At 70.9% G+C, this 17826-nt stretch carries 17 protein-coding genes; 4 read left to right on the top strand and 13 right to left on the bottom strand.

Annotated elements, in window-relative coordinates; all coding sequences use genetic code 11:
• Nucleotides 1–185: 185 nt before the first annotated feature.
• Nucleotides 186–452 (bottom strand): zinc-binding dehydrogenase, encoded by a 267-nt coding sequence (locus CHC08_RS08350; RefSeq protein ID WP_179281946.1) that lies wholly within the window; start codon nucleotides 450–452, stop codon nucleotides 186–188.
• On the opposite strand from CHC08_RS08350, the gene CHC08_RS08345 reads away from it, so the two are divergent.
• The gene (locus CHC08_RS08345; RefSeq protein WP_089206613.1) at nucleotides 445–774 is read left to right on the top strand and encodes a hypothetical protein; all 330 of its coding nucleotides are present in this window, start codon (nucleotides 445–447) and stop codon (nucleotides 772–774) included. The genes CHC08_RS08350 and CHC08_RS08345 overlap by 8 nt on opposite strands.
• A gap of 56 nt (nucleotides 775–830) precedes the next feature.
• Here the strand turns inward: CHC08_RS08345 and CHC08_RS08340 are convergent, their stop codons facing one another.
• On the bottom strand, nucleotides 831–1817 hold the full coding sequence (locus CHC08_RS08340; protein WP_089206612.1) for an aldo/keto reductase: 987 nt from the start codon (nucleotides 1815–1817) through the stop codon (nucleotides 831–833).
• Between the two features lie 340 nt (nucleotides 1818–2157).
• Between CHC08_RS08340 and CHC08_RS08335 the strand changes: the two genes are divergently transcribed.
• The 3 genes from CHC08_RS08335 (at nucleotide 2158) to CHC08_RS08325 (ending at nucleotide 5229) form a co-directional block, all read left to right on the top strand.
• Nucleotides 2158–3075, top strand: a complete 918-nt coding sequence (locus CHC08_RS08335; protein WP_089206611.1) for a helix-turn-helix domain-containing protein — start codon at nucleotides 2158–2160, stop codon at nucleotides 3073–3075.
• Nucleotides 3076–3263: 188 nt separating this feature from the next.
• Entirely contained in the window at nucleotides 3264–4241 is a 978-nt protein-coding gene (locus tag CHC08_RS08330; protein WP_089206610.1) for a hypothetical protein, read from the top strand.
• A gap of 391 nt (nucleotides 4242–4632) precedes the next feature.
• Nucleotides 4633–5229: a CHRD domain-containing protein gene (locus CHC08_RS08325; RefSeq protein ID WP_143653145.1), complete on the top strand. Its 597-nt coding sequence runs from the start codon at nucleotides 4633–4635 to the stop codon at nucleotides 5227–5229.
• 87 nt (nucleotides 5230–5316) lie between these two features.
• Here CHC08_RS08325 and CHC08_RS08320 read toward each other — a convergent pair whose 3' ends face one another.
• From CHC08_RS08320 to CHC08_RS08270, 11 genes are all read right to left on the bottom strand, one after another.
• Nucleotides 5317–6156, bottom strand: coding sequence for an HpcH/HpaI aldolase/citrate lyase family protein (locus CHC08_RS08320; RefSeq protein WP_218825167.1), 840 nt, complete (start codon nucleotides 6154–6156; stop codon nucleotides 5317–5319).
• 190 nt (nucleotides 6157–6346) lie between these two features.
• A complete protein-coding gene (locus CHC08_RS08315) occupies nucleotides 6347–7519 on the bottom strand; it encodes a CaiB/BaiF CoA transferase family protein (RefSeq protein ID WP_089206607.1) in 1173 nt (390 codons plus the stop codon).
• Nucleotides 7520–7598: 79 nt separating this feature from the next.
• A complete protein-coding gene (locus CHC08_RS08310; RefSeq protein ID WP_089206606.1) occupies nucleotides 7599–9011 on the bottom strand; it encodes an ADP-ribosylglycohydrolase family protein in 1413 nt (470 codons plus the stop codon).
• Between the two features lie 73 nt (nucleotides 9012–9084).
• Entirely contained in the window at nucleotides 9085–10257 is a 1173-nt protein-coding gene (locus CHC08_RS08305; RefSeq protein ID WP_089206605.1) for an ADP-ribosylglycohydrolase family protein, read from the bottom strand.
• Entirely contained in the window at nucleotides 10254–11225 is a 972-nt protein-coding gene (locus CHC08_RS08300; RefSeq protein ID WP_089206604.1) for an ADP-ribosylglycohydrolase family protein, read from the bottom strand. Before CHC08_RS08300 ends, CHC08_RS08305 begins: the two co-directional genes overlap by 4 nt.
• Nucleotides 11226–11284: 59 nt before the next feature.
• Nucleotides 11285–12301 carry an ADP-ribosylglycohydrolase family protein gene (locus CHC08_RS08295; RefSeq protein ID WP_089206603.1) on the bottom strand — a complete coding sequence of 339 codons (1017 nt, stop codon included), beginning with the start codon at nucleotides 12299–12301 and terminating at the stop codon, nucleotides 11285–11287.
• On the bottom strand, nucleotides 12298–13608 hold the full coding sequence (locus CHC08_RS08290) for an ABC transporter substrate-binding protein (RefSeq protein ID WP_245878210.1): 1311 nt from the start codon (nucleotides 13606–13608) through the stop codon (nucleotides 12298–12300). Before CHC08_RS08290 ends, CHC08_RS08295 begins: the two co-directional genes overlap by 4 nt.
• A gap of 58 nt (nucleotides 13609–13666) precedes the next feature.
• A complete protein-coding gene (locus tag CHC08_RS08285; RefSeq protein WP_089206602.1) occupies nucleotides 13667–14485 on the bottom strand; it encodes a carbohydrate ABC transporter permease in 819 nt (272 codons plus the stop codon).
• Nucleotide 14486: 1 nt separating this feature from the next.
• Nucleotides 14487–15419 (bottom strand): carbohydrate ABC transporter permease, encoded by a 933-nt coding sequence (locus tag CHC08_RS08280; protein ID WP_089206601.1) that lies wholly within the window; start codon nucleotides 15417–15419, stop codon nucleotides 14487–14489.
• A complete protein-coding gene (locus CHC08_RS08275) occupies nucleotides 15416–16429 on the bottom strand; it encodes a LacI family DNA-binding transcriptional regulator (RefSeq protein ID WP_089206600.1) in 1014 nt (337 codons plus the stop codon). Before CHC08_RS08275 ends, CHC08_RS08280 begins: the two co-directional genes overlap by 4 nt.
• A 359-nt stretch (nucleotides 16430–16788) precedes the next feature.
• The gene (locus CHC08_RS08270) at nucleotides 16789–17817 is read right to left on the bottom strand and encodes an NAD(P)-dependent alcohol dehydrogenase (RefSeq protein WP_245878209.1); all 1029 of its coding nucleotides are present in this window, start codon (nucleotides 17815–17817) and stop codon (nucleotides 16789–16791) included.
• Nucleotides 17818–17826: the final 9 nt, after the last annotated feature.

The raw sequence follows: 17826 nt of genomic DNA, 5'->3' as shown, positions 1-17826 counted from the left end.
GGAAAAGACTCCGTGACATCTTCCGTGACGGTAGAGGGCAAAAAAGACTCTGGTCAACACCTTGATCGGAATCGGACTGATCTTCGCAGGCAGGCGGTATATCGGGGAATACGGGCATCAGGGGAGATTGGGCACACGCCGCTCCAGGAGTGCGCGGCACCGTGCCGTTGGGGACGGCATGGCGGTCAGGGCGTCAGTAGAATCCGGCCGCCCACCGCTCCGCTCTCGATGCGGCGGTGCGCTTCGGCCGCCTCGGCCAGCGGCAGGGTCTGAAGGCGGATGTCGGTCAGGCCCTGGCCGACGGCCTTCAGGGCGGCCTGGGCCGCGGGGCGGGCCTGCTCGGGGTGGGCGGGCAGGTAGAAGCCGACCGCGAAGCCGAGCATGGCGACGTTGCCGCCCCACAGGTCGTTGGTCTGCACGGTGTGCCGCCAGTCGCCGCTGGCGTTGCCCACCAGCAGCATCCGGCCCATCGGCGCCCGCCGCTACAAGACCCATTCGTTCGCGGCCTACGACACCCTCGTCGACACCCTGACGGCTACCGGCACCATGACCACCGGGCAGGTCCAGGACCTCGTCACGACGGCGCTGGGCCTGACCGCGAACCTCTGGCAGATCTCCCACCCCACCCCGACCCTCGCCCGGCTCTACGCCCAGGAACCCCGCTGGGGCCACGCCGCGCTCGACTTCGAACCACACCTCACCCGTCTCCTCCAGGCCACCGCCACCGGCCTCACCGCACGTGCCGCATCGTTGCAGGACAGCAGCCGTACATGATCCAGCGCTGTGGGTAATCGTCCCAGGTCGATCAGGGTCACGTGCGGAACGCAGGGCTAGTGGACCGAGTCCAGGCGGGCCCGCTGGTCCTCGGTCAGTTCCAGGTCCACCGCGGCGAGGTTCTCCTCCAGTTGCGCCACCGACGACGCCCCGGCCAGCGGGATCACCGGGAACCGGCCGCCGATCTGCCAGGCCAGCACCACCTGGTTCACGCTCGCCCCGCTCTCCTCGGCGACCTGGCGCAGCACGGCCAGCCGGGCGGGAGTTCCCGGGTGGTCGTAGTCCGGCGGCACCGGCTTGTCCTCCCTGGTGTAGGCGCCGCCCAGCAGCGGCGAGTAGGCGACCAGGGTCAGGCCGGGCTCAGCGCGCAGGTAGCTCAGCAGCTCGGCTCCGGCATGCCCGAGGCTGCCGTCCTCGAAGATGGATTCGGGTACGTCGAAGCGAGGGCGCAGATGGCTGTGCTGGTACTGCAGCACCTCGTACCCGGCCACCCCCGCCGCGGCGGCCAGGGCTCGGGCCCGCTCCACCCGCCAGATCGCATGGTTGCTCACCCCGAGCAGCCCGACCGTGCCCTCCGCCACCAGCTCGCCGAAGCCCTCGACGGTGTCGTCGAGCGGCACCGTCCGGTCCTCGATGTGCGCGTAAAGCAGGTCGATCTTGTCCACGCCGAGCCGTTCCCGGCTGCGCTCGGCCGACTCCCGGATCGTCTTGGCCGACAGCCCCTCGGCGTTGTCGGCGTAGCCGGTGCCGGGCGCGAGCGGCCGCGCCCCCAGCTTGGTGGCGATCACGATCTCCTCGCCGACGCCCCGGCTGCGACGCCAGCGCCCAAGGAGTTCCTCGCTCTTCCCGCCCTGGCCGCCGTCGACCCAGAAGGCGTAGTTGTTGGATGTGTCGATGAACGTCCCCCCGGCCTCGACATAGCGGTCGAGGATCGCGAAAGACGTCTTCTCATCGGTCACCGAGCCGAACAGCATCGCGCCGAGAGCGAGCACACTCACCTCGCGGCGAGTCGTTGGGTCAGTGCCGATCGTCCGATATTTCATGCTGCCCCTCCAGTTCGGCCCGCCGTATCCGGGCCCCGACGAGAGTCTGGGTGATGGAGTGAACTCCAGGTCAAGCCGGACAGGCAGGCGCAACAGGAGTCGGCTACGGGCGCCATCACCCGCAGCCGACCTGACGGCACGCAATGAGGAATGACGGATTTCCTCATTGCGTGCCGTCACGAATACGACGGCCGGCGATCCACTCTGCCAGGGCGAGCAGGGTGGGCTCCGAGAGGAACGCGCTCATCCCGGAGACCAGGGCCCGGGCGAGGCAGACCCTGCCGATCCCTACCCCAGCGGGGTGAGGCGCAGGTCGCCGGCGGTACGCATACTTGGGTCCATGAACAAGCACGGGCACCTCGCCGACTTCCTCCAGGCACGCCGGGGCCGGCTGCGGCCAGAAGACGTCGGGCTGCAGACCTACGGCGAGCGGCGACGGGTGCCCGGGCTGCGACGGGAGGAGCTCGCGATGCTCGCAGGCATCAGCGCGCCCTACTACACCCGCCTGGAGCAGGGTCAGTCACGCAACGCCTCACCCGAGGTGCTCGACGCCATAGCGGGCGCCCTGCGACTGGACGATTCCGAGCGTGCCCATCTGCACGCCCTGGCCCGTGCACCGAAACGGGGCGGACTCGCGGGTCGGCCACGGGTCGAACGCATCACCCCGGCGACCAGCGCTCTGCTGGCGGCCTTCGAGAACACACCCGCCATCGTGATCGGCCGCCGCAGCGATGTCCTGGCCTGGAACCGTCAAGGTCACGGACTGTTCGCCGGCCATCTCGATCCGGACAGCCCCGACGACCCGGGCCGACGGCCGAACATGGCCAGATTGGTGTTCCTTGACGCGCATACCCGTGACCTGTACACCGACTGGCCTGCCAAGGCCAGGGCCGTGGTGGGCAACCTGCGCCTGACGGCTGGGCGTTACCCAGATGATCCGCTGCTGGCCGGACTGATCGGCGAGCTGACCATGCGCAGTCCGGAGTTCTCCGCGATGTGGGCCGATCACCGGGTCCTCCCCTGCGATGTCGCCGACTACGAGATGCGTCATCCCCTGGTCGGGACACTGACGGTCACCCAGCAGACGTTGCAGAGCCCGCAGGGAAACGGCCCGGCCCTGGTGGTGGCCACAGCCGATCCCGGCTCTCCCTCCGCGACGGCCCTGACCCTGCTCGCCCACGTCACCGCGCCGCGGGAAGCGACCCAGCCACGGGAAGCAACCCGGCAGCGACACGGCGCCGACATCCGCGACGCCTGATCTGAGCCCCTCCACCCGCTGAGGGCGCCGGGCGTATCCGCCGCGGCGTCCCGCTGCCGGGCTGTCCCCATAGCCGACCGCTCCCACGCCCGCCGGTCGGCAGCACGATCGCGACCTCCCTCCGAGGCGCCCCCTCGACCCCGGCACCGCACCGCGGCTGCCGCATGCCCGAAAACAGTGAAGGAATCATGTCCAAGCGAAGCATCAAGATCACCATGTCGGCCGTTCTGGCGGCCGCCGCCCTGACAGCGGCCGCACCGGCCACCGCGATGTCCGCCAAGGCTCCCCTGGCACCGCTGACAGATGTGCGGATCGCCACCCACTTCAACCTGTCCGCAGGCCAGATGCCGGAGAACATCGCCCTGCTGCCCGACGGTACGGCGGACGTCACCTTCGCCGCCAGCCGCCAGGTGGCTCAGGTCACTCCCCGGGGCGCGACGCGCATCCTGGCGACGCTGCCCGCGCCCGCCGACGGCGGAGTCAAGACGCCGGTCCTCGGCTTCGCCCTGGCCACCGGCATCGTCCGTACCTCAGACGGCACGGTGTACGTGCTGTACGCGACCGGCACGGCCGATCTGACGGGGCTGTGGCGGCTGCGTCCCGGGCGGGCCCCGCAGCGCATCGCCGCGCTGCCCGCAAACGGCCTGCCCAACGGGCTGGCACTGGACGAGCACGGCAAACGGCTCTACATCACCGACTCCGTGCTCGGCACCGTATGGACCGTCCCCATCGCCGGCGGCAAACCCACCGCGTGGTCCACCGCTCCCGAACTCGCCCGGGCCGGCTTCCTCGGAGCCAACGGCGCGAAAGTGCACCGCGGCGCGCTGTGGGTGACCAACCTCGACCGGGGCACCCTCCTGCGCATTCCGATCCGCTCCGGAAACCGTGCGGGAGCGCCGCAGGTCAAGGCGTCAGGCCTGGCCGGTATCGACGATTTCGCCTTCACCGGCCGCGGCGACGAGATCCTCGCCGCCCTCAACGGACCCAACACGGTCGTGCGCATCAAGTCCGACGGCACCGGCACCACCGTTCTGGATGCCACCGACGGACTTCAGAACCCCACCTCGATCGCGCTGCGCGGCAATGACGTGTACGTGCTCAGCGCCGCCTACACCACGGCCACCGACCCCAACCTGCTGCGCGCACGCCTGAGCGACCACCGGTAGGAGATTCCCCACCGGGCCGCTGACCCCAACGCGCTTGTCCTGCCCGCCCGCTTCGCGGGACACGGCGCGCTGGAGGCGGAATGCGGCGGCGGCTCGTTCTGCGTCAAGCGGGAACCTCACTCGACCGGCTCTGAAATCCGGTCAGTCCACAACCGCGGCCCCCGGGTCATGTCCCGGGGGCCGCGGACCCGGCAGCGGACACGGACACGGACACGGTGTCATTCTCCGGCCCCGATATCCCCACCCCTTCAAGGGATTTTTAACGGCGCTGTGTGTCGTTGTGCATGTTCGGCCCTTGTGTGGATTCGTACGCATAACACCGCAAATGCTTTCCCTAATGTCTGCGGTGTCGGAAAAGAGCGGCACGGAAAACTCAAGGGAAGAGGCCATAATGAATACTTCTGAGCAGGTTGACAGCGGACGTATCTCGCGGCGGCGCATGATGGGCCGGGTGGCGGCAGGCGCCGCGATCGCGGCGCTGGCCGCCACCGCGGTGGCCGTACCCGCCGGGGCCGCCACCACTTCGGCGGCCGCGCCCGCCGGGGTGAGCGCCGCTCCCGCGGCCGCGCTCAGCGGTGCCGCGGTGGCCGGCACGTCCAAGAGTTACTACTTCGCCAGTGTGCTCCTGGGCAGGAACGAGGTGCGAGAGCCGGGCAAAAAGGTCAACGACCGCGACGGTCTGGCGGTCGCGAAGTTCCGCATCCAGGGCAACCGCATGTACTACTTCGTCCAGTGGAAGAACGTCACCAGGCCCACCGCTTTCCACATCCACCGCGGCAAGGCGGGCACGAACGGCGCCGTCGTCATCGACCTGCTGTCCAGCGGCAAGATCCGCGGCAACACCAGCTCCGGTTCCGTCCTCGTCAAGGACGCCAGCGTGCTCAAGGGGATCAAGAGCAACCCGAAGAACTGGTACGCCAACATGCACACCAAGCAGTTCCCCGACGGCGCGGTCCGCGGCCAGGTCCAAAAGGGCGGTCGCTGGTAGTCGCTCCGTTCACGGCCCGAAGCCGCCGGAGACAGCCGACCTCATGGGCCGGTACGCCGACCGGCCGGTGACCCTTTCAGCCCGATGTCAGGGCGAGGGGCACCGGCCGGTCGGCGTGGGGGTGGTCGCCGGAGTGCGGAGGGCGTCGGCGAGGACGCTTCTGGCCTGACGGACGACGGCCTCGTCGACGAAGCGGCCGTCCGGGAGTGCCACGGCACCGACTCCGGCGGCCGCCACGACCTCGTTGGCGGCCGTGATCTCCTCTTCCGTCGGCCGGTAGGCGGCCTCGATGACCGGGAGCTGGGCCGGGTGGATGGCGGCCCGGCCGCGGAAACCCATGGAACGGCCGACCCGGCACGACTCGGCCAGGCCTTCCAGGTCGCGGAAGTCGGTGTAGACCGACTGGACGGGCGCCGGCAGCCCGGCCGCACGGGCGGCGACCACCACCCGCGACCGCGCCCAGGCCAGGCCCGCCTCGTCGCTGACACCCAGATCCGCGCGCAGGTCCGCCTCGCCCAGGCCGATGCTCGCCACCGCCGGATCGGCCGAGGCGATCTCGTAGGCCCGTTCGAGGCCGAGGGCCGACTCGAGGAGCGGGTGCAACGCGACGCCCGGCACGGCTCTGGCCACGTCACGAACGTCGTCGGCAGACTCGACCTTCGGCACCCGGATGCCGGCCGTGCCCGAGCACAGGGGGCCGACGGCCCGCAGGTCCGCCTGGCCGCAGACCGTGCGCACGTCGTTGACCCTGATCTGGACGCGCGGCTGGGGGGAGGCGAGCAGCCGTACGAGCTCCGCCCGGGCCTGGCTCTTGCCGTCCGCCGCGACGGCGTCCTCGAGGTCGACGATGACCACGTCGGCGGTTCCGGCGAGCGCCTTGGCCACCAGCGCCGGCCGATCGGCGGGCGCGTACAGGAAGGTCAGCACGGCCCGGCTCCCCCCGCAGGCGCGTGCGGGGTGGTCGATGCCCTATCCGTTTCGTGCGGGGTGGTCGATGTCATGTTCATCTCGTACGGAGTCGTCGGTGTCATGTTCATCTCGCGCGGAGTCGTCGGTGCCATGTTCGTCTCGTACGGAGTGGTCGGTGTCGTGTCCGTCTTGTGTGGGCGGTCCGGCATCAGACCACTCCCTTCTCGCGCAGCGTTTCAATGTCCGAGGCCGACAGGCCCAGCTCCGACAGCAGGCCGGAGGTGTCGGCGCCGTGGGGGCGGCCGGTCCAGCGGATCTCCCCGGGGGTGTCCGACAGCCGGAACATGACGTTCTGCATCCGCAGCGGCCCCAACTCGGGATCTTCCACGGTGGTGACGGCGTCCAGGGCGGTGAGCTGCGGATCGGTCAGCACGTCGCGCACGTCGTAGATCGGCGCCACCGCGGCCTGCGCCTCCTCGAACGCGGTCAGCACCTCGTCGCGGGTACGCGCGGCAACCCATGTGGCGACGGCCTCGTCGAGCTCGGCGGCGTGCTCGACCCGTCCCGCACCGGTGGCGAACCACGGCTCGGCGATGTACTCGGGCCTGCCGACCAGGCGCATGACCCGCTCGGCGATGTTCTGCGCCGAGGTCGACACCGCCACCCAGGAGCCGTCCGCGCACCGGTAGGTGTTGCGCGGCGCATTGTTCACCGAACGGTTGCCGGTGCGCGGCGGCACGATCCCGAGCTGGTCGTAGATCGTCGGCTGGGCCCCGAGCACCGTCAGGATGGGCTCGATGATCGACATGTCGACCACCTGCCCCGCGCCGGTGGATTCACGCGCGCGAAGCGCCGCCATCACGGCGTAGGCGGTCGCGAGGGCGCAGATGCCGTCCGCCAGGCCGAACGGCGGCAGGGTCGGCGGCCCATCCGGCTCGCCGGTCATCGCGGCGAACCCGCTCATCGCCTCGGCGAGCGTGCCGAACCCGGGCCGCTTCGCGTACGGCCCGAACTGGCCGAAGCCCGTGACCCGGGCGAGCACCAGGCGCGGGTTGGCCTCACGGAGCCGGTCGTAGGAGAGGTTCCACCGCTCCAGCGTCCCCGGCCGGAAGTTCTCGATGACCACGTCGGCATCGCGCACCAGGGCGAGAAGCAGGTCCTGGCCTTCGGCCGTGGACAGGTTCAGGGTCATGGCCCGCTTGTTGCGGCCGAGCATCTTCCACCACAGACCGCCGGGCCCGTGCCCCCGTGAGGGATCCGGCCTGGCCGGATGCTCGACCTTGACGACCTCGGCGCCGAAGTCACCGAGCAGCATCGCCGCCATCGGTCCGGCGAACAGCGTCGCGAGGTCGAGGACGCGGACGCCTTCCAGGGCTTTCATCGATCTTCCTCCAGGTTCTCGGCCACGCCGTACGGGGACCCGACGCGGCGTCCCGTACGGCTCGACCCGGCGGAGCCGGTCATCGGCTCGGCCAGACCGCCAGGGTGCGGCGGGTGAGCTCGTCGAAGCCGATGCCGTCGAAGCCTCGCAGGCTGCTGGCCAGCCGGTTCTCCAGCGCCCACTCGGCGGGGATCCGGGACGCGCCGAGCAGCCCGCCCGCGATCGATCCCACCGTCGCCCCCGCCGAGTCGGTGTCCCAGCCTCCGGCGACCGCCCCGGCGATCGAGGCCGTGAAGTCCCCGCGCCCGTGGGTCAGGGCCGCCGCGACCAGCGCCGCGTTGTTGATCGTGTGGACCCAGTGCAGGCCGCCGTGACGCTCGTACAGCCGGTCCACCACCCGCTCGAAGTCCGGCTCCGACTCCGCGTCGGCGACGGCGTCCCGTACGGCCCGCGCCAGCCGTGATCCGGCGGGCACGACGGAGAGCCCCGCGGCGACGACCTCCTCGACCGAGGAGGCGACGAGAGAGCTCGCGCACATGGCCGCGACCATCATCGCGCCGTAGATCCCGTTGGCGGTGTGGCTGAGGCGGGCGTCCCTCCAGGCGAACTCGGCCGCGGTGCGGGGGTCGCCCGGGTTGACCCAGCCGTACACGTCCGCCCTGATCAGCGCGCCGATCCATTCCCTGAACGGGTTGCGCCACGTCGCCGTGCCCGGTGGCTCGACCCCGTCGAGCAGGTTGCGGTACGCCACCCGTTCCGCGGTGAAGACGCGGCCCGCGGGCAGCTCGTCCAGCCACATCGCGGCGACGTCCGCGGTGGTGAAGTCCCGGCCGAAGCGCTCCAGCAGCGACAGGGCCAGGAGTGGGAAGTTGAGGTCGTCGTCCTCGGGAACGCCGTCGATGTTCTCGGCCAGGGAGTTGACGGCGCTGCGCCTGTTCCACGGCCAGTGGGCCGCCACGTCGTCCGGAAGGCCGACCGCGGTGAACCAGCCCCGGATGGGCCAGTTGCCGGTGGCCTCCGCGATCTCCCTGATGCCCTCGCGAGGGATCTTCTCCACCGGCTTGCCCAGCACGCACCCGGCCGCGCGCCCGAGCCACGCGCCGAGCAGCCGTTCGGAGAGCCCGCCGACATCGGCGGTCACCGGGGTCGACCGTCCGGTGGCGGCCACCGGGGACGGGGCTCCGGGGGCGCTCAGGGGGACGACGGGAAACCCGGACGGCTCGGGAAAGAAGGGCCCGGACGGTTCGGGAAGGGGGGACGGGATCGCGGCCAGCTCGTCCAGCAGTTCCCCGGCCAGGCGGCGCAGCTCCGGCGTGGCGGGTCCCGGAGAGGCCCCCGCCCGGGGCGGCGCGTCGTGCCCCCCGGCGGAGTGCCACCGGGCGGCAATCCCCGCGACCTCCGCTGAACGGCCGTCCTCGGCGGCCTGGCGCAGCTCGTGGCCGACCAGATCCTCCGGCTGCACCCAGGTCAGCCGGACCAGACGATCGGTCATGCCCTCTCCCCCACTGCGATGCCCCGGCCCTGACCCTTCACGCCGTTCTCCAAGATGTCCCGGCCCGGATGCGTCATGCCCTCTCGCCCGCCGAGGTGTTCCAGGTCAGGGAGGTGAAGGCGCTCTCGTGGGCCCGGCGCGTGGCGAGGTCGGCGGCGTGGACGCCGCGGGCCACCTCGGCGATGGACACGCCGGGAGCCACCAGGTCGATCCTGCTCGCCTCCGTCACCGGGTCGAGCCACTCCGGCGGCACCGCCTTGGCGCCCGAGAGCGCCCCGGCGATCGCCCCGCCCATGCTCGCGATCGAGTCGGCGTCACGGCCGTAGTTCACCCCCCCGAGAACGGTGTCGCGGTAGTCGCCCCCGGCGATCAGCAGGAAGGCGAGCGCCAGCGGCAGCTCCTCGATGCTGTGCAGGCGGCTCGGCCTCCGGGCGCCGAGTCCCTGGTCACGGTAGGTCTCCGCGACGGTGTCGTAGGGCGCGACGGCCTCGCGCAACGCGCCGAAGGACCCTTCCCAGTGGCCGAAGCCCCTCGCCCGCTCGCAGACGGCCTCGATGGCGGCCCGCGTGCCGTCCTGCGCCAGGCGCAGGCACGTGGCGACCACCGAGTCCGCGCTCGCGCCCGGGCGCATGGCCTCGGCGACGGCGGCGGCGAGCACCCCGGCGGCCTCCCGGCCGTAACTGGACTGGTGGGCTCCCGCCAGGTCGACGGCCTCGGCGTACGCCGCGTCGGGGTTGGCCGCGTTCACGATGCCGACCGGTGCCATGTACATGGCGGCGCCGCAGTTGACGATGTTGCCGACCCCCGCCTCACGCGGGTCGACGTGGCCGTAGTGCAGTCGCAGGACCAGCCATTTCTCGGCGAGGAAGACCCGCTGCAGGGGTAGCGCCTCTGCCTCCAGCTCGGGGATCCAGCGCTTCTCGCCCATCATCTCGGGCACCAGGTACTCGGCCGCCGCGTATGCGTCCAGGTGCCGTCCGGCCTTCTCGTACACGCGGATCAGCGCGTGGGTCATCAGGGTGTCGTCGGTGATGTGGCCGTCGCCCTTGTGGTACGGAGCGATGGGCCGGGCGTTGCGCCAGTCCTCGAAGTACGGCGGGACGATGCCCGTCACGTACCCGTCGTAGCGGTCCTGGATCTGCTCGGGCGTCCAGCCCTCGGTCGCGCCGCCGAGCGCGTCGCCGACCGCCGCGCCCGTCACACATCCGACGGCCTTGTCGGTCAGCAGATCGTCCTGCGGCGTCATGCGAGTCCTCCAGCGATGTCGATGAGATCCATTCCTGCCAGGTCGGGCAGGCCACAGCCGGTCAGCGTGCGCGCCGCGGCCCGCCAGCCTTCCGGAAGAGCCTCATACCCAGTGAAAGCTCCGGTGAGCGCTCCGGTCAGGGCCGGGGCGGAGTCGGCGAGCGAGGGCAGGCACGCGGCGGCGGGCACGGCCGCGCTGAGCGAGCCCCCGGACACCTCCGCGAGCGCGAACGCCACCGCGACCGTCTGCGAGGCCGCGACGCCGTAGCTGTAGACGTGGTCGAGCAGGGCCGCGTCCAGGGCCGGGACCGCCGCGAAGGGGTCACCCGCCTTTCGCGCCACCGCGAGCGCCGTTCTCGTCGCGTGGCCGATCGCGGTGTCCTCGGGCAGCTCGGCCAGGGCCGCCTCGACGGCCGAGGCCATGGGCCCGCCCGCGACCAGCTCGGCGACCGCCGCCGCCACGGCCATGGCCGCGTGGACGCCGTCCCCGGCGTTGGTGACCGAGGCGTCGGCCCTCGGGTCTGCCCCGATCGCCCCGAAGGCGACGGCCCGTACGGCCGCCGCGTCGTCGAAGAAGTGCGGGTTGTCGTGACCGCTGGCCGGAGGCGGCTTGCCCGCCGCCAGGTTGTCCAGCGCCGAGCGTACGGAGATCCGTACGCGCAGGTCCGACCGGCCCGCCAGCCTGCCGAAGGCCTCGGCGCGGTCCTCGTGGATGGTGAGCGCGGTCCAGGCCAGCCACTCGGCGTCGTCGGACGGCCCGATCGCCAACGGCTCGACGGGCTGGTTCAGCGTGAAGGGCACGGGCGGAGTCGTGACCCGGTGCTCCTCGGCGAAGCCGTCCAGCTCCCTCGCGAGCCGCCTGCTCCAGGGCGCGAGCAGCGCGGAGCGGTGCCGCGCGGACGGCCAGCCGGCCGCGTCGCCGATCGCGAGGCCGATGAAGGCGCCGCGGATCCTGTCCCCCGATGACATGTCTCTCCTCTATCCCTTGGCCCGGTGCCGTGAGCGTGCCCGTCGGCCCGCGCAGGCGTTCATGCCGGTCTCTCCGACGCGGCCACCAGCTCGGTGGCGACGTCGAGCACGTGACGTCCGGCGACAACCGGAAGGCACCTGCCGGTGACCGGGCCGATCTCCCTGGCCCACCGCGCCGGTACCGCGCTCTCGCCGCGCCCCGCCCCCGCGAGGGCGCCGGCGATCGCCGCGGTGGTGTCGGCGTCCCTGCCGAGGTTGGCGGCCGCCACCACGGACGCCTCGACCTCGCCCGCGCCCATGAGGTATCCGGCGAAGGCGAGCGCGACCGCCTCGGGCGCGAGATCCGTCCAGGGGTAGTGGCGCACGACCACGGCCTCGTACAACTTCGCGACCGCGTCCGCCGTGTGCGGCTTTCCGGCCGAGTCCGCCGCGTACGGCTCCGCAGCCGAGCCCGCCGTGACAGCCGCGACGGCGGCCCGCAGGTTGCGGGAGGTCCAGGAGTCCTCGGGGATGGCGGCGATCCCGGCCTCGACGACCTCGTCCGGCGAGGCCCCGGTCATGGCGACGGCCACCGCCGCCGCGACCGCCTGGCCGCCGTAGATGCCCTCGCCGCTGTTGCTCACCGCCCCGTCGACCGCGACCAGCCGGGCCGCCTCGCCCGGGTCGCCGGCGGCGAAGATCCCGTACGGCGCGGCGCGCATGGCGAGCCCGTCCGACCATCCGTGCTGGTGCCACAGTCCGGACAGCGGCGGCTCGATGCCCCGGCGGAGCGCCTGGATGGCGCCGAGCTCGGAGAAGCCCGCGCCGCGCATCGGCCCTTCGATGTTCGGGATGATCTGCTCGCGGTACTCCCTGGCGACGTCGGCGGAGGTCATGGCCGAGCCGTACCTGCACAGCAGGGAGGAGGCGAAGACGGTGTACTCGGTGTCGTCCGTACCTCCCATGCCGGGCTCGATCTCGGTGAGACGGCCCCAGCGCCGGGCGATCTCCTCCGGGGCGAGGTTCTCGGCGGGCCGCCCGAGGGCGTCGCCGGCCGCCAGGCCGAGCAGACACCCCCGGGCGCGGGTCAGCTTCACTTGTTGTAACGCTCCAGCACCTTGTCGCCCTCCGTGACGAGCGTCTCAGCCGCCTGGTCGAGGGTTATCTTGTTGGCGAAGTACTGCTGCAGGGTGGGAGTGGCCACCTTGCTCTTCCACTCGTCGAACCCGTTCACCCGTAGGTAGGGAGCGACCACGAGGTCCTTGGCGGAGGCGGTCGCCACGTCCCAGCCGTTCTCCGTGGTCGTCATCGACGGGTCGCTCGCGGCCTTCACGCTGGTCGGGAGCAGCCAGTCACCCTTGGCGAGCTTGGCCTGGTTGGTGCTGTTCAGGAAGAACGAGATGAACTTCGTCGCCTGGTCGGGATACTTGCTGTCGGCGGCGACCGACAGGGTCTGCGAGGTGGCGCCCTGCTCGGAGGTGGTGCCCTTCAGCGGCGGGATCGTGATCCACTCGAAGCCGGGCGGGGCCTGCTCCACCACCTGCTGGCGAAGGTAGACGCCCGCGGGGAGCATGGCGTACTTGCCCGCGTAGAAGCCGGGCAGCGGGTCGGCGGTGCCCATGCCGAGCGCGGACGGGTCGGCCGACTTGTCCTTGTAGAGCTGGTCGTGGATGCGCTGGAGCACCTCGCGCTCCTCGGGGCCGACCTTGACCGTGGCCTTGGTGCCGTCGGTCGTGAAGAAGGTGCCGCCGAAGTTCAGCCCGAGGTTGAGCACCTTGTTGACCGGCGACTTCAGCGGCCAGGCCACCCCGAAGGCGCCGTCCTTGGTGAGCTTCTTGCTGATCTCGGCGTACTCGTCCCAGGTCCAGGGGCTGTCCGGGGTCGGGATGCGGACCTTCGCCGCGTCGAGCAGCTTCTTGTTGGCGATGATGACCTGCGACTCCTGGAGGAACGGCACGCCGTACACGCCCTGGCCGCCCTTGCCGTCGGCGAAGGTCACGGTGTCCCAGGCGGGCTGGGGGATGTCGCTCTTCAGGTCGGCGGGGAGCTTGCCGGTGAGGTCCATGAGGTAGCCGCGCGAGGCGAAGCCGGCGAGCGCCGGGGAGTCGTCGTGGATGACGTCCGGTGGATCACCGCCCTCGAACGAGGTGACGAGTTGGTCGTTGACGTTGTCCCAGCTGCCCTGGACGTATTCGACCTTGGTCGTGGGGTTGGCCTTGTTCCACTCGTCGACGAGCTGCTTGTTCGCGGCGATGGACTCCTTCTGCCATGCGAGGCTCAGGAACTTCAGGCTCACCGGCCCGGCGGCCTGGTCACCGCCGCCGGCGCCACCGCCCGACGAGCAGCCGGCCGTCAGCGCGGCCATCGTGGCCGCCGCCACCGCGAGTGCGGTTCTGGTACGCAAGAGATTCTCCTATCGGGGGGTGCTGGCTTCGCCATGCTTGAGGGAGGATTCGCCGGTGCTATCCCTTGACGGCGCCGGCCATCAGGCCCGATCTGAGCCGTCGCTGGATGATCGCGAAGAACACCAGGCTCGGGATCGTCGCGAGCAGCGACGCCGCCGCGAGCGGGCCGAGCCGTACGACCCCCTCCGCGCCGGTGAACTTCACGAGGGTCAGTGGCAGGGTCGCCACGTCGGGGTCCTTGAGGACGACCAGTGCGAACAGGAACTCGTTCCAGGAGGAGATGAACGCGAACAGCGCCGTGGCGACCACGCCGGGGGCGAGCAGCGGCGCGACGATCTTCACCAGGGAGCGGATCCGGCCCGCGCCGTCGACCGCCGCGGCCTCCTCCAGCTCGCGCGGCACCGCGCGCACGTACCCCTGGAGCATCCACAGCGCGAACGGCAGCACGAAGGTGACGTGCACGATGGTGAGGCCGGGCAGGGTGTTCACGAGGCCCAGGCTCCGCAGCACCATGAAGAGCGGGATGATGATCAGGATGAACGGGAAGACCTGGCTGACGAGCACCCACCCGACCGCGAACCTGCTGACGAGCGAGCGGTAGCGGGCCATCGCGTACGAGGCGGGCAGCGCGAGCACGATGGTCAGCACCGAGCACGCGACCGCCACCGCCAGGCTGCGCAGCGCGCTGCCGACGAGGTCCTGCTCGCCGAACGCGTCGGCGAAGTTCGACAGGATCGGGTGGCGCGGGATCCACGTCGGGACCAGGCTCGCCATCTCCCGTGACGTCTTGAGCGCCGTGGACAGCAGCCAGACCATCGGGAAGGCCAGGAAGACCACGTAGCCCAGCAGGGCGAGATACTGCAGTGGCCTGCGCATGTCAGTTCGCCTCTCGCATCTGCCGCCATATGTAGAGGCCGAGTACGGCCAGCACGACGATCACGAAGGCGACGCCGAGCGTGGCCGCGTACCCGAAGAAGCCGTAGCGGAAGGCCTCCTCGTAGGCGAAGAGCATCGGCAGGCGGGTCTGCCCGCCCGGCCCGCCCTGGGTGAGGACGTAGACCAGGCCGAACTGGTTGATGTTCCAGACGAAGTCCAGGGAGGTGATCGTCACGATGACCGGGCGCAGCTGCGGCAGCGTGATGCTCCAGAAGCGCCGGAAGGTCGAGGCCCCGTCCATGTGGCCGGCCTCGTACAGCTCCTTGGGCACGCCCTGCAGTCCCGCGAGGAGCACGACGGTCGTCTGCGGCATGCCCGTCCAGATCCCGACGACGATCACCGCGGGCAGCGCGATGGAGAAGTCGTTGAGCCAGTCGATGTTGTGGTCGAGCAGGCCGACGTCGGTCAGGACGCTGTTGAGGATCCCGGCGTTCGGGTGGTAGACGAGCCGCCACATCAGTCCGATGACCACGGGCGGCATGGCCCACGGCACCAGGACCAGCACCCGGGTGAACGACCGGAACCGCAGGTCCTCGTTGAGCAGCAGGGCCAGCCCCAGCGAGGCCAGGAACTGCAGCACGGTCACCGAGACCGCCCAGATCAGGCCGATGCGGAACGACGCCCAGAAGTCCGCGTCGGTCATCAGGTCGCCGAAGTTCGACAGGCCCACGAAGGAGGTCACGGCGTTCCGCCCCGACCTGGCGTCGGTGAAGGCGAGGAAGATGCCGTAGAGCAGCGGTCCGACGCTGAAGATCAGCACCGGCACGAGCGCGGGCAGCATGAGCACAAACGTCTCGCGCCCCTGCCGGCTCCTCTTCCCCGCCCCGCGGTGATCCGCGGCGGGCTTCCGCGTCCTGTCGGCCGTCAGGGTCATGGGCCCTCCTCCCCCACGGTCGAGGCGCGGATCACGAGCCGGGGCTCGACGGTGACCACCCGGGGCGCGCGGTCGCCGTGGGCCAGCCGGTCGAGCAGGAGTTCGGCCGCCGCCCTGCCGCGTTCGGCCGAGCCGAGCGAGACGCTGGTCAGCGGGGGCCAGGCCACCGTGGCGAGGTCGGTGTCGTCCATGCTCGCCACCGCGACCTCCTCCGGCACCCGCCGTCTCTCGCGCCGCAGGACGTCGAGCGCCCCGAGCGCGATCAGGTCGTTGGCGCACAGCAGCGCGTCGAGGTCGGGCACGCGTCCGATCAGGCGGGCCGCGGCCCGGGCGCCCTCGGGGCGGTAGAAGTCGCCCACCTCCACCAGGTCCGGGTCGTACGGCAGGCCGAGTCCTGCCAGTGCCTCGGCGTAGGCGGCCGAGCGGGCGGCGCCGGGGACGGTGTCGAGCGGGCCGTTCACGAAGCCGATCCGCCTGCGGCCCAGCTGGTGGAGGTGCTCGACGGCGAGGCGCACGCCCTTGCGGGAGTCGGTCCTCACGTTGTCGACGGGGGTGCCCTCGGGGACCGAGCCGATGATCACAATCGGCGCGCGGGCGGCGGCGAACATCTTCAGGTGCTCGCCGGTCACGCGCAGCGGGATCATGATGAGGCCGTCGACGTACCGCTCCCCCAGGCCGCGCAGCACGTCGATCTCGTCGGCGGCGTCCACGTTGGTGGAGTGCAGGACAAGCCGGTAGCCGGCCGCCTTCAGCAGCGGCTGGATCTCGCGGATCATCGCGAGGTACACCGGGTTCCCTATGTCGGCTATCGCGAAGCCGACCTGGTTGCTGCGCCTGGACTTCAGCGACCTGGCCGCCGAGTTCGGCACGTAGCCGAGCTCCCGTGCGGCGCTCATCACCCGGCTCTCGGTCTCGGCCCTGGTGGGCAGCCCGTTGAGCACGCGCGACACCGAGGCTATCGACACACCCGCGCGCTGGGCGATCGTCGTGATCGTCGGCACGTCACTCACGTGTCACCTCGGTCCTCAGAAGTGGTAAACGTTTACAGGAGCGATGGTCAAAAGCCCTGAAAACGTTTACGGGGTGAGGACATGTAACCCGTCGGGCATATCCGACGTCAAGTCACGATCAGATAAATCGGACGTCCCCAATGCCTCCTCGCGGAGGATACAACGAGTGAACCGCCCCGGCTTTCGGGGAGACTCGTCTCCCCGAAAGCGGGCCGGCTTCACCACGTCCTCATCGCACCGGCGACCGGGCGCGTGAGTGCCGGACCACACCCGCCCAGATCACCGTGCGACACCTACGCCGACGCCGTCCTTCGTTCACCGAGCACGGTCCGTGGGGACCGCGGGGAGCGCAGGTTCGCTCAGACGGTGATGACGATCTTCCCTCGTGCCTTTCCGGCATCAAGGTGGCGCATGGCCTCCGGCATTCGATCCAGCGAGTAGGTTCCGTCGATGCTCGGCGTCACCTTGCCCGCCTCGATGTGATCGGTGAGCCGTTCGAGGTCGCTGAAGTGCTCCTTGGGGATGAAACCGGTCAGCCGCTGGCCCACGAACCGTGACAGGACCAGGGCCCGCAACTGCCGGTCCATGCCTCCCGTCAGGTTGCCGCCCTCCTCGCCGCCGGTGAGGACGGCCGTCCCGGTGGGCGTGAGCGCACGGCGGAGCCGTGACAGGCCGGGGTTCCCCGCGATGTCGACGATCAGGTCGTAGCGGTGGACACCGTCGGCGAAGTCGTCTCGGGTGTAGTCGATGACATGGTCGGCGCCGAGGGATCGCACCAGGTCGAGTTTTGCCGTGCTGCACACGCCGGTGACCTCCGCGCCGAAGGCCTTGGCCAGCTGTACGGCGTAGCTGCCGACGCCGCCCGACGCACCGGTGACCAGCACCTTCTGACCCTGCTGGACCCCGCCGACGTCGCAGACACTCCGCAGGGCGGCGACGGCCGAGGCCGGAACCACCGCGGCCTGCTCGAAGGTGATGTTCGCCGGCTTGCGGGCCAGCTTGTCCTCCCGGGCCACGGCGTACTCGGCGAGAGATCCCTTCCCGAAACCGAACACCTCGTCACCGGCGGAGAACCTGGTCACCGCCGAACCGACCGCGACGACCGTACCGGCGACATCTCCCCCGAGCACCGGAGCCTTCGGTCTGCGTATTCCGAAGGCGAGGCGGAGCAGATACGGCCGGCCCGTCATCAGATGCCACGTGCCCCGGGAGAGACCCGTCGCGTGCACGCGTAGGAGCACCTCGTTGTCGGCGACCTCCGGCCGGGTGATCCGCGCGAGGCGCAGGACGTCGGCGGAGCCGTACGCGTCCTGCACGATCGCCCGCATCGTGTTGTCCGCCGTCGCCGTGCCGTCGCCCATCGCAGCGTGCTTCCGTTGAGATTTCATGACCGCTTC

This window comes from Streptosporangium subroseum (assembly GCF_900188345.1).
GTDB lineage: Bacteria > Actinomycetota > Actinomycetes > Streptosporangiales > Streptosporangiaceae > Streptosporangium > Streptosporangium subroseum.
Note: the sequence above shows the minus strand (reverse complement) of the source record. Positions and strands in the feature narration are given on the sequence as shown.

Coding starts and splice junctions, on each gene's coding strand:
- CHC08_RS08310 (WP_089206606.1), bottom strand. CDS start 9,011: ATGACCGATCGTCTGGTCCGGCTGACCTGGGTGCAGCCGGAGGATCTG.
- CHC08_RS08305 (WP_089206605.1), bottom strand. CDS start 10,257: ATGACGCCGCAGGACGATCTGCTGACCGACAAGGCCGTCGGATGTGTG.
- CHC08_RS08325 (WP_143653145.1), top strand. CDS start 4,633: ATGAATACTTCTGAGCAGGTTGACAGCGGACGTATCTCGCGGCGGCGC.
- CHC08_RS08300 (WP_089206604.1), bottom strand. CDS start 11,225: ATGTCATCGGGGGACAGGATCCGCGGCGCCTTCATCGGCCTCGCGATC.
- CHC08_RS08280 (WP_089206601.1), bottom strand. CDS start 15,419: ATGACCCTGACGGCCGACAGGACGCGGAAGCCCGCCGCGGATCACCGC.
- CHC08_RS08285 (WP_089206602.1), bottom strand. CDS start 14,485: ATGCGCAGGCCACTGCAGTATCTCGCCCTGCTGGGCTACGTGGTCTTC.
- CHC08_RS08315 (WP_089206607.1), bottom strand. CDS start 7,519: ATGAAAGCCCTGGAAGGCGTCCGCGTCCTCGACCTCGCGACGCTGTTC.
- CHC08_RS08270 (WP_245878209.1), bottom strand. CDS start 17,817: ATGAAATCTCAACGGAAGCACGCTGCGATGGGCGACGGCACGGCGACG.
- CHC08_RS08335 (WP_089206611.1), top strand. CDS start 2,158: ATGAACAAGCACGGGCACCTCGCCGACTTCCTCCAGGCACGCCGGGGC.
- CHC08_RS08330 (WP_089206610.1), top strand. CDS start 3,264: ATGTCCAAGCGAAGCATCAAGATCACCATGTCGGCCGTTCTGGCGGCC.
- CHC08_RS08340 (WP_089206612.1), bottom strand. CDS start 1,817: ATGAAATATCGGACGATCGGCACTGACCCAACGACTCGCCGCGAGGTG.